Raw genomic sequence first — 10,056 nt, forward strand, 5'->3', positions numbered from 1 at the left:
TCGAAGATAGAGAGATTTTTAAATATGTCAAAAACTAATAGAGAATAGTTTTTTTAAATTTTATAAGAATATTTATATTCGCAGCATGCAACTCTCTGTTATTATTTTAAATTATAATGTCCGCTATTTTTTGGAGCAATGTGTGCGTAGTGTTCAAAAGGCATTGAATCACATGAGTCCCGAATTTTCTGGAGAAATTATTGTTATTGACAATCATTCATCGGATGATAGTTGTACTATGATGAAAGCGCTTTTTCCAGAGATTCTTCTTATAGAGAACCATCAGAATGTTGGATTTACAAAAGGAAATAATATTGGTGTTGCTAAAGCTAAAGGAGAATATATTTGTATTTTAAATCCAGATACTGTAGTAGCGGAAGATACTTTTTCTAAATTATTACAAAAAGAAAATTGGATTTCCAATACAGGTATAATTGGTTGTAAATTAATTGATGGTGTTGGAAAGTTTCTTCCAGAAAGTAAAAGAGGCGTTCCTACACCTTGGGTGTCATTTACAAAAATTTTTGGTTTATATCATTTTTTTCCCAAATCCAAATGGTTTAATCAATATTATGCTCAGCATATTTCCGAAAATGAATCTGGCCAAATAGCTATTTTGGTAGGTGCGTTTATGATGATGAAACGTGATTTATATTTGAATATAGGTGGCTTTGATGAAGATTGCTTTATGTATTCCGATGATATTGATTTAAGTTATAGAGTGCTTCAAGAAGGATTTAAGAATAAGTATATTTCTTCTACTACAATCATTCATTACAAAGGAGAAAGTACAGTAAGGGATGGAACATATTTCAAACGGTTCAGTAAATCCATGCAGTTTTTTTATAAAAAACATTTTAAAAAATCGCTTTTTTTTGATGTTTTTATGAAGTTAGGAAGCGTGGCTTTTACCGTTTTAAAAATGAAGCAACAAAAGAAAACTATTCGAAAAATAGAGGCTTATATTGTTTTTAGTAAAGAAGAGTTGAATTTAAAATTAGATGCAAGCGTTACGTATCTATCTTCAATTGAATTGTTTAAGGGTTTGATTGAAAAAGAAAATAAAAATGTTGAAATTATATTTAATACCAATGATTTCGATAATCGAGAAATTATTAATTTTATGCAGTCAAATAGAAACTCGAATTTTACGTATAAAAATTATATAAATCCTTCGGGTTATCTTATTGGAAGTAATGATTCTAATGATAGAGGCGAAGTTAAATTAGTTTAAAATAATATTAAATTCTTGATAAAAACATCTTATTTTTATTATTTTTGCAAAACAAATAAAGAAAAACAACTTTAGTTTAAAAATATGGCAAAGTTTGAATTGAAATTACCTAAAATGGGTGAAAGTGTTGCTGAAGCAACAGTGACTAACTGGTTAAAACAAGTTGGCGATACAATTGAAATGGACGAGGCAGTACTAGAAATAGCTACTGATAAAGTAGACAGCGAAGTACCTTCAGAAGTTGCAGGAACACTAGTTGAAATCTTATTTAATGTAGATGATGTAGTTCAAGTGGGTCAAACAATTGCAATAATTGAAACTGAAGGTGGTGCAACTGAAGCACAAAAAGAAAGTGTTACAGAAACTACAGTTGAAGAAACGGTTGCTGCAGAAATTACAAAATCCATTGATGCTGCGAAAGAATCTGTAACAACTATTGATTTTTCTGACTCAGCTAAATTTTATTCTCCTTTAGTACGAAATATAGCTAAAGAAGAAGGAGTCTCTATTGAAGAATTAGAGGTTTTGGAAGGTTCAGGAAAAGATGGTAGAATTAATAAAGAAGATATTTTAAATTATATAAAAGAGAGAAAAGCTAAATTCACTGTTCCTCAAAAGGAAACAAAAACAGAGGAAGTGGTTTCTCAATCAAAAGCAAGTGCTTCTGAAAATCAAATGGTTGCTACTGTAGCTCCTGTTTCCGTTAATGGAGCAGATGAAATAGTAGAAATGGATAGAATGCGAAAACTGATTTCTAAATACATGGTAGAATCTGTTCAAACTTCTGCACATGTTCAATCTTTTATTGAAGTAGATGTTACGAATATTGTAAAATGGAGAGATAAAGTCAAAGGCGCTTTCGAAAAGAGAGAAGGAGAGAAGTTAACTTTTACACCTATTTTTATGGAAGTAGTGGCAAAAGCTTTAAAAGATTTTCCAGGAATGAATATTTCTGTAGATGGTGATTACATCATTAAAAAGAAGAATATTAATTTAGGAATGGCTGCTGCTTTACCTAATGGGAACTTAATTGTTCCGGTTATTAAAAATGCAGATCAATTAAACTTGGTTGGTATGGCTAAAACGGTTAACGATTTAGCAAACAGAGCTAGAATTGGTAAATTAAAACCAGACGATACTCAAGGAGGTACTTATACTGTAACTAATGTGGGTACTTTTGGTTCTGTTTTTGGAACGCCAATTATTAATCAGCCACAAGTTGGTATTCTTGCTTTGGGAGCTATTCGAAAAGTGCCTGCAGTTATTGAAACACCAGAAGGAGATTTTATTGGAATTCGTCAAAAGATGTTTTTATCTCACTCTTACGATCATAGGGTTGTGGATGGAGCTTTAGGAGGTAGTTTCGTAAAAAGAGTAGCTGAATATTTAGAAGCTTGGGATAGTAATAGAGATATTTAAGAAAATAAAATTTGAATTTACCCGACAAGCTTACTAGGTTGTCGGGTTTTTATTTTTAAATTTTATCTTTGCAAAATAAAAACAAAACAAACAATGGAATTAAAACTCAATAGGCCCATTTGCTTTTTTGATCTTGAAACGACTGGAATTGATGTAGCAAGAGATAGAATTGTGGAAATTTCAATCTTTAAAGTATATCCTAATGGAAATAAAGAAAGCAAAACGTGGTTGGTTAATCCTACTATTCCTATTCCACCACAAACCACAGCAGTTCATGGAATAACAGATGAAAAAGTAGCTAATGAACCTACATTTAGTGAATTAGCTCCACACGTTTACAATATGATTAAAGATTCTGATTTGGCGGGATTCAATTCAGATCGTTTCGATATTCCTTTGTTGGCTGAAGAATTATTACGTGCAGGAGTTGATTTTGATATGAAGAATAGGGTTTCGGTTGACATACAAACTATTTTTCATAAGAAGGAAGAACGAACGCTAAGCGCAGCTTATAAATTTTATTGTAATCAAAGTCTTGAAAATGCGCATAGTGCTGAAGCCGACACGATGGCAACCTATGAAATTTTAAAAGCGCAGTTGGATCGCTATGAAGATTTAGAAAATGATATTAAATCTTTATCGGAATTTACAACACGAAAGAAAACAGTTGATTTTGCAGGTTTTATTGTTTTAAATAAAGATGATAAAGAAGTTTTTTCTTTCGGAAAACACAAAGGAGTATTAGTTGAAGAAGTTTTGGAAAAAGAACCGGGTTATTTCAGCTGGTTGCAAAATGCCGATTTTCCTCTATATACCAAAAAAGTCCTAACTGGAATTAAGCTTAGAAAGTTAAACACTAAATAAAACTTTCAAAAAAGTAAACAGTATTTTATTTAATGAATCAATAGAACAATGAAGATAATTTGTATTGGTCGCAATTATGTGGATCATATTTCAGAATTGAATAATGAAAGACCAACTGAGCCTGTTATTTTTTTAAAACCAGAAACGGCAGTCTTGCCTAAAAAGACCCCTTTTTATATACCTGATTTCACACAAGATGTACATCATGAAGTTGAGGTTTTAGTTAAAATCTGTAAAGTTGGTAAATATATAAGTCCGAAATTTGCTGGTAATTATTATGAAGAAATTGGACTAGGAATTGATTTTACAGCACGTGATTTACAAAATGAGTTAAAAAGTAAAGGTTTGCCTTGGGAAAAAGCAAAAGCATTTGACCATTCAGCGATTATTGGTAGCTTTTTACCGAAAAAAACGTTCTCGTCCATAGAAAATATTAACTTTGAGTTAAGAAGTAATGGAGAAATAGTTCAAACTGGAAACACTTCATTAATGCTCTGGAAAATTGATGAAATCGTAGCTTATGTTTCTCAATTTTTTACTCTTAAAAAAGGAGATGTAATTTTCACCGGAACACCCAAAGGTGTGGCTTCGGTTAAAGCGGGTGATGTTTTAGAAGGTTTTATCGAAAACAACCAAGCTTTCAAGATTCAAGTTAAATAATAATATATGGCATTACAGTACAATTTATCTAAAGTGTATGAGATTTCTGAGAACGACGTAGAATTTGCACTTCAAATTGTGAATCTTTTTTTGCAAGAAGTACCCGATGAGATAAAATCGATTAAAGTGGGTATTGAGGAAAAAGATTATTCTAGAACTTATGCTGCTGCACACAAAATTAAACCTTCTTTAGATTTGCTAGGAATGGATTTAGCGTATGATGAAAATATTCAAATCATGACCTGGGCAAAATCGGAAGGGAAAAAGAAAGATATCAAAGAGATTTATAAATCACTTAAGGATAGAGTAGATTTGGCAATTAAAGAGTTAAAAAAAGATTTCAAATTGTAATTCAAACTGCACGTGAAAGCTGCCATAGTTACCATAGGTGATGAAATACTTATTGGGCAAATTGTAGATACAAATTCTTCCTATATTGCCAAAGCATTAGATAAAATTGGTATTGCAACCTATGAAATGTTTTCCATTTCTGATGAAAAAGAGCATATTATCAATACACTTTCCTACTTTCAAAATAAAGTAGATGTTGTCATACTTACAGGAGGTTTAGGTCCTACCAAAGATGATATTACCAAAAAAACTTTTTGTGACTATTTTGAAGATGAGTTGGTAGAAGATGCAATAGTTTTGGAACATGTACGTAATTTAATTGAAGGTTTTTACAAAAGGCCAATTACTACTATTAACAAAGAGCAAGCATTGGTACCTTCTAAAGCTATTGTTTTATTTAATAAAATGGGTACTGCACCTGGTATGTGGATTCAAAAAGAAAATACCGTTTATGTTTCATTGCCTGGTGTGCCTTATGAAATGAAGTATTTGATTGATCATGAGGTTGTGCCACTTTTAATTCAAAAGTTTAAACGGCCTTATATTGTTCATAGAACTATTATGACATATGGAAGAGGGGAAAGTTTAATAGCTGAGCAAATTGAGGTTTGGGAGGATAATTTGCCTAAAAATATAAAATTGGCCTATTTGCCTGCACCAGGTAGGGTGCGATTGCGATTGACCGCTAGAGGAGAAAATGAAGAAGCCTTAGGAATAGCTTTAGATATGCAAATCAAGGCATTGTATGAATTAATAGGTGAGATAATAACGGGTATAGACGAAGATGAGGCTATAGAAAGAGTTATTGGGAACCTTCTGAATGGTAAAAAAGTGACTTTAGCTTTGGCAGAAAGTTGTACAGGAGGTAAAATAGCAGAATCTCTTACCGCTATCCCAGGAGCGTCCTCTTATTTTAAAGGAGGCGTAGTTACTTATGCAACAGCATCCAAAATAAATATTTTAGGAGTTGATAAAGCTCTAATTGATGAATTTTCTGTGGTAAGTGAGCAGGTAGCTAAAAGTATGGCTCTTGAATCGAAGCGTCTTTTTGATTCCGATTATGCTTTAGCAACTACAGGAAACGCAGGCCCTAATAAAGGTGACGCGAGAGCGGAAGTTGGAACTGTTTTTATAGCTTTAGCTACTCCAGAAACAGTTTATTGTGAGGAATTTAATTTTGGACAACCCCGTGAAAAGGTAATTGGAAGGGCGGTAAATAAAGCGTTTGAAATGCTTTATAAAGAAATTTTAAAAAATTAATAAAAGATAGTTGTGTAATTGGATTCAATTTTGTTTCTTTGCACCCTGATTTTGAATAACGAAATAAAGAGTATAAATAATGTCAAGAGTTTGTGAACTTACAGGTAAAAGAGCAATGGTTGGGAACAATGTTTCTCACGCTATGAATAAAACTAAGAGAAAATTCTCTGTTAATTTATTTAAAAAGCGTTTTTATATTGCTGAAGAAGATAGATGGGTAACCTTAAAGGTTTCTGCATCTGCATTAAAGACAATTAATAAAAATGGTATTGCTGCTGTTCTTAAAAAAGCAAAAGCAGACGGAATGATTAAATAATTCCTAGAATCCTTAATAATATATCAAGATGGCAAAGAAAGGCAATAGAATTCAGGTTATTTTAGAGTGTACAGAGCACAAAGCATCTGGTGTAGCAGGAACTTCTCGTTACATTACTACTAAAAACAAAAAAAATACTCCAGATAGATTAGAGATTAAAAAATTTAATCCAATCTTGAAAAAAGTAACAGTTCATAAAGAAATAAAATAATATAAGTCATGGCAAAGAAAACCGTAGCAACTTTACAAACTTCTTCAAAGAGATTAACCAAAGCTATCAAAATGGTTAAATCTCCTAAAACAGGTGCTTACACATTCGTAGAAGCAGTTATGGCTCCTGAACTAGTGGATGAATTCTTAAAAAAGAAATAATTCTTTTTTTCAATTATATAGAAAAGCTACTTTCATTTGAAAGTAGCTTTTTTATTTTTACATTTGCCAATAAATAGAAATATAAATATGAGTTTTTTTAAAAGAATTTTTTCTTCCGAAAAAAAGGAAACTTTAGATAAAGGATTGGAAAAGACGAAAACAACTTTCTTTTCTAAATTAACAAAAGCGGTTGCAGGAAAATCTAATGTAGATGATGAGGTGCTTGATAATTTAGAAGAAATTTTAGTCTCATCGGATGTTGGTGTGAATACAACCTTAAAGATTATTAAACGAATTGAAGAGCGAGTAGCTGCTGATAAATATTTAGGAACAGACGAATTAAATAAAATTTTAAGAGAAGAAATTGCGGGTTTATTGGCTGAAAATAATACCGGTAATGAAACAGATTTTGTCATTCCAGAAGGTAAAAAACCTTATGTAATTATGGTGGTTGGAGTAAATGGAGTGGGTAAAACCACGACCATTGGTAAATTAGCCAACCAATTTAAAAAAGCAGGTTATAGTGTTGTTTTAGGAGCAGCAGATACTTTTAGAGCAGCCGCTATTGATCAATTGCAAATTTGGGCAGATCGTGTTAATATTCCTATAGTACGTCAACAAATGGGAAGTGATCCTGCATCTGTGGCTTTTGATACGTTGCAATCTGCAGTAGCTCAAAATGCTGATGTTGTTATCATTGATACAGCTGGACGTTTGCATAATAAAGTCAATTTAATGAATGAGTTGACCAAAGTGAAACGTGTCATGCAAAAAGTAGTAGAAAATGCACCACATGACGTAATGCTCGTTTTAGATGGTTCAACGGGGCAAAATGCTTTTGAACAAGCCAAACAATTTACAGCAGCAACTGAAGTGACTAGTTTAGCGGTTACAAAATTGGACGGAACAGCAAAAGGAGGAGTGGTGATTGGTATTTCAGATCAATTTAAGATTCCAGTAAAATATATTGGAGTAGGTGAAGGTATTGAAGATCTTCAAGTGTTTAATAAGTTTGAATTTGTGGATTCTTTCTTTAAATAGAATATGTTAAGTCGTATTTTTAACTTTTTAATAAATATATCTTTTATTTGGTATTTTATTAGTTCTGTAGTCTTGGCAGTCATCGTATATCCCTTTGAGGAAACACACAATGAAATATTCGTCATTACCAGATTAATCAGTTTTGTATTGTTTTATTTCTCAATAATTGTATTGAGTCTTCAAATAAAAAAATAAAATAAAAAAGGAGTTTATCTAATACATAAACTCCTTTTTTTATTAATTGATTACCGCATTTATTTTTTCCCAAAGCACATTGTCAAAATCAGATAAGGCAAAATTAGAACCATCAGCTGCATCTCCCATTCTAATAACAACTAGCTTTTTACTAGGAACTACATAAATTTTTTGATCATTTTTTCCTAATGCCATATACATATCATCTGGTCCATTTGGAATTAATTCACCAGGAAATTGAATTTGAGTTTGTGGCAAATGATACGTTGATTTACCATTTAACCACCATAGATAGCCATATGCTTCATTGATGTTTTGCGAAGTTGAGGTCGCATTAGCAAAAAAAGTAGTATTAATAATTTGGGTACCGTTCCAATTTCCGTTATTTAAAGCTAATAGTCCGAATCGAGCCATGCTTCTAGTGGTACTCCAATAAACACTTAAATCGCCATTGGGAATCCAAGCTCCAGTCATTCCGATTGGATTTTTTAATTTACCATTGAAATAATTTTCCCAAGTTTGTCCAGAAGCAGCTGCTACAACATCTTGCAGTTTTACATATACATTATGGTAGGCCCATCTTGTGCCAGCATCTGCTACATATTGAAGATTTGCAGGAGAGACATCATCACCTAAACTATCATCAAGCCCTGAACTCATGCTTAATAGGTGTTTGCATGTAATCAAATTTTCTTTCGCTAATGGTGCGCTAGTCCATCCTATGCCTAAATGATCTGAAACCTTATCTGTAATAGAAAGTAAGCCTTCTTGTTCTGCAATTCCTGTTAAAGTAGACGTTAAAGTTTTTCCAGCACTAGCCCAATACCAAGCACTAGAATTGGTATGACCGTTAAAATAATATTCCATAACGATTTTACCATTATGAAGTACGATAAAACTTTTACTGTTTTTAGTTTCTAAATAATTCAATAAAGCTGGAATATTACTTTCGTTCCAAGAAAGACTTGCTGGAGTTTTTGTGGTCCAAGTAGTAGCATCATTAGGAGGGAAATACATGTTTTCTTCTGTAGTAAAAGTAACTTCGTTTCCGTAACCTGTACCTTGACTGTTTGTAGCATATGCCCTAATATAATAGGTGGTGTTTTCGGCTAAATTTGTAAGCGTAGATTGAAATGTTCCGTTTTGAGTACTAGTAACATTAAAATTTTGACTTACTGTTGGATTCGGATTGATGTCCCAACAAAATCCGCTAGCTGTAATAGAAGTTCCTCCGTTTTGAACAATAGTTGCTTCTACTGTTACTGAAGAAGTTGTTGTATTTGAAACTGTACCTGTTTGTATGGTTGGAATGGTTAAATTAGTGCTGGAATCATCTTCTGAAGAACTACAACTGACCAATAATAACAGTAAAAAAAGGAAACTTATATTTTTCATAAAAAAGAAATTTCTAGGTTGGACAATAAAAGTAGTAAATAGTTTAATTTGTCAATTTGAAATTGTAATTTTATTTCAAATTTTTACGCATGAAAAAAATACTATTTTTTGCTTTGTTTTTTATTCTTACATCTTGTTCCAAAAAGATTTCTTCTTCAGATTTAAATTTTTTAAATGGTTTTTGGGAGATTGAAAAAGTGGTTAAAGAGGGAGAAACGGTAAAAGAATATAAAATAAACGAATCTGTGGAACGATTTGATTTTCATGATGATAAAGGAACTCGTAATAAAGTAATAATGCTTTATAACGGTAATTTTGTGCTTAACAATGTAGTGCAAGAATTTTCAATTGAAGAAAAAGAAGGAACTTTTTATTTGTTGAATCATACTGAATTTTCAGATTGGAAAGAAGAGATAGAAAGATTAGATGAAAACGAATTGGTAATTAAAAATGAAGAAGGAATTCAGTATTTTTTTAAAAAAAGAACAGATATTAATTTAGGAACAAATGGCAAAGAGATTTAGTGAAGAAGCTTCAATAAAAGATGTTTTAAAAAGTTTTGTAGTTCAAAATAAGTTAGAGACAGGAATAGATAAAGTAAAGGTTAAGGAAATATGGTTTGCAGTTATGGGAAATGGCGTGGCAAATTATACTGAAGCTATAGAATTGAAAAATACTACTTTATATGTGAAATTGACCTCTTCGGTTTTAAGGGAAGAATTATCTTATGGAAGAGAGAAAATTATTAAAATGATAAATGATGAAATGGGCAAAGATATTATCAATAAAGTCATTTTAACTTAATGGAATAAATCGTATAAAAAAAGCGCTGTTTCAAAAATAGACTGCACCCAAAAAGTTAGACAAATTTAAACTTAATTTTGATAATAATGAGCTCGATATTTTATCGGGCTCATTTTGTTTAGATTTGATTTAATTCTTTCGTTGT

General features: G+C 31.6%; 13 protein-coding genes. 12 read left to right on the forward strand and 1 reads right to left on the reverse strand.

The features are described 5' to 3' along the window. Positions 1–85: 85 nt before the first annotated feature. The 10 genes from FHG05_RS17185 to ftsY all read left to right on the forward strand — a co-directional run bounded on the left by FHG05_RS17185 (position 86) and on the right by ftsY (position 7,517). Complete coding sequence (locus FHG05_RS17185) at positions 86–1,234, forward strand: glycosyltransferase family 2 protein (RefSeq protein ID WP_140999344.1); 1,149 nt, start codon at positions 86–88, stop codon at positions 1,232–1,234. 84 nt (positions 1,235–1,318) lie between these two features. Continuing rightward, positions 1,319–2,653 (forward strand): dihydrolipoamide acetyltransferase family protein, encoded by a 1,335-nt coding sequence (locus FHG05_RS17190; RefSeq protein WP_140999345.1) that lies wholly within the window; start codon positions 1,319–1,321, stop codon positions 2,651–2,653. A 93-nt stretch (positions 2,654–2,746) separates the two neighbouring features. Continuing rightward, positions 2,747–3,517, forward strand: a complete 771-nt coding sequence (locus tag FHG05_RS17195) for a 3'-5' exonuclease (protein WP_140999346.1) — start codon at positions 2,747–2,749, stop codon at positions 3,515–3,517. A 48-nt stretch (positions 3,518–3,565) separates the two neighbouring features. After that, the gene (locus tag FHG05_RS17200; RefSeq protein WP_140999347.1) at positions 3,566–4,177 is read left to right on the forward strand and encodes a fumarylacetoacetate hydrolase family protein; all 612 of its coding nucleotides are present in this window, start codon (positions 3,566–3,568) and stop codon (positions 4,175–4,177) included. 6 nt (positions 4,178–4,183) lie between these two features. Then, positions 4,184–4,528 (forward strand): Hpt domain-containing protein, encoded by a 345-nt coding sequence (locus tag FHG05_RS17205; RefSeq protein ID WP_140999348.1) that lies wholly within the window; start codon positions 4,184–4,186, stop codon positions 4,526–4,528. Positions 4,529–4,540: 12 nt separating this feature from the next. Next, complete coding sequence (locus FHG05_RS17210; RefSeq protein WP_140999349.1) at positions 4,541–5,788, forward strand: competence/damage-inducible protein A; 1,248 nt, start codon at positions 4,541–4,543, stop codon at positions 5,786–5,788. A 79-nt stretch (positions 5,789–5,867) separates the two neighbouring features. Then, positions 5,868–6,104, forward strand: a complete 237-nt coding sequence (rpmB, locus tag FHG05_RS17215; protein ID WP_130735572.1) for a 50S ribosomal protein L28 — start codon at positions 5,868–5,870, stop codon at positions 6,102–6,104. A gap of 28 nt (positions 6,105–6,132) precedes the next feature. Then, the gene (gene rpmG / locus FHG05_RS17220; protein WP_026714106.1) at positions 6,133–6,315 is read left to right on the forward strand and encodes a 50S ribosomal protein L33; all 183 of its coding nucleotides are present in this window, start codon (positions 6,133–6,135) and stop codon (positions 6,313–6,315) included. A gap of 8 nt (positions 6,316–6,323) precedes the next feature. Next, positions 6,324–6,476, forward strand: coding sequence for a DUF4295 domain-containing protein (locus FHG05_RS17225; RefSeq protein WP_140999350.1), 153 nt, complete (start codon positions 6,324–6,326; stop codon positions 6,474–6,476). 87 nt (positions 6,477–6,563) lie between these two features. Beyond that, positions 6,564–7,517, forward strand: coding sequence for a signal recognition particle-docking protein FtsY (gene ftsY, locus FHG05_RS17230; RefSeq protein ID WP_140999351.1), 954 nt, complete (start codon positions 6,564–6,566; stop codon positions 7,515–7,517). A gap of 237 nt (positions 7,518–7,754) precedes the next feature. Here the strand turns inward: ftsY and FHG05_RS17235 are convergent, their stop codons facing one another. Next, positions 7,755–8,801 carry a serine hydrolase domain-containing protein gene (locus FHG05_RS17235; RefSeq protein ID WP_235889691.1) on the reverse strand — a complete coding sequence of 349 codons (1,047 nt, stop codon included), beginning with the start codon at positions 8,799–8,801 and terminating at the stop codon, positions 7,755–7,757. 395 nt (positions 8,802–9,196) lie between these two features. On the opposite strand from FHG05_RS17235, the gene FHG05_RS17240 reads away from it, so the two are divergent. Next, positions 9,197–9,631: a hypothetical protein gene (locus tag FHG05_RS17240; RefSeq protein WP_140999352.1), complete on the forward strand. Its 435-nt coding sequence runs from the start codon at positions 9,197–9,199 to the stop codon at positions 9,629–9,631. Then, positions 9,615–9,911 carry a DUF721 domain-containing protein gene (locus FHG05_RS17245; protein ID WP_140999353.1) on the forward strand — a complete coding sequence of 99 codons (297 nt, stop codon included), beginning with the start codon at positions 9,615–9,617 and terminating at the stop codon, positions 9,909–9,911. The genes FHG05_RS17240 and FHG05_RS17245 overlap by 17 nt, the downstream gene beginning before the upstream one ends. Positions 9,912–10,056 lie beyond the last annotated feature (145 nt).

The organism is Flavobacterium profundi (assembly GCF_006491645.1).
In the GTDB taxonomy this organism is placed as follows: Bacteria; Bacteroidota; Bacteroidia; order Flavobacteriales; family Flavobacteriaceae; genus Flavobacterium; species Flavobacterium profundi.

What these genes read in the sequence shown, in the direction of transcription:
- FHG05_RS17205 (WP_140999348.1), top strand. Translation starts at nt 4,184, where the DNA reads ATGGCATTACAGTACAATTTATCTAAAGTGTATGAGATTTCTGAGAAC.
- FHG05_RS17200 (WP_140999347.1), top strand. Translation starts at nt 3,566, where the DNA reads ATGAAGATAATTTGTATTGGTCGCAATTATGTGGATCATATTTCAGAA.
- FHG05_RS17195 (WP_140999346.1), top strand. Translation starts at nt 2,747, where the DNA reads ATGGAATTAAAACTCAATAGGCCCATTTGCTTTTTTGATCTTGAAACG.
- rpmG (WP_026714106.1), top strand. Translation starts at nt 6,133, where the DNA reads ATGGCAAAGAAAGGCAATAGAATTCAGGTTATTTTAGAGTGTACAGAG.
- FHG05_RS17245 (WP_140999353.1), top strand. Translation starts at nt 9,615, where the DNA reads ATGGCAAAGAGATTTAGTGAAGAAGCTTCAATAAAAGATGTTTTAAAA.
- rpmB (WP_130735572.1), top strand. Translation starts at nt 5,868, where the DNA reads ATGTCAAGAGTTTGTGAACTTACAGGTAAAAGAGCAATGGTTGGGAAC.
- FHG05_RS17225 (WP_140999350.1), top strand. Translation starts at nt 6,324, where the DNA reads ATGGCAAAGAAAACCGTAGCAACTTTACAAACTTCTTCAAAGAGATTA.
- FHG05_RS17190 (WP_140999345.1), top strand. Translation starts at nt 1,319, where the DNA reads ATGGCAAAGTTTGAATTGAAATTACCTAAAATGGGTGAAAGTGTTGCT.
- ftsY (WP_140999351.1), top strand. Translation starts at nt 6,564, where the DNA reads ATGAGTTTTTTTAAAAGAATTTTTTCTTCCGAAAAAAAGGAAACTTTA.
- FHG05_RS17185 (WP_140999344.1), top strand. Translation starts at nt 86, where the DNA reads ATGCAACTCTCTGTTATTATTTTAAATTATAATGTCCGCTATTTTTTG.
- FHG05_RS17240 (WP_140999352.1), top strand. Translation starts at nt 9,197, where the DNA reads ATGAAAAAAATACTATTTTTTGCTTTGTTTTTTATTCTTACATCTTGT.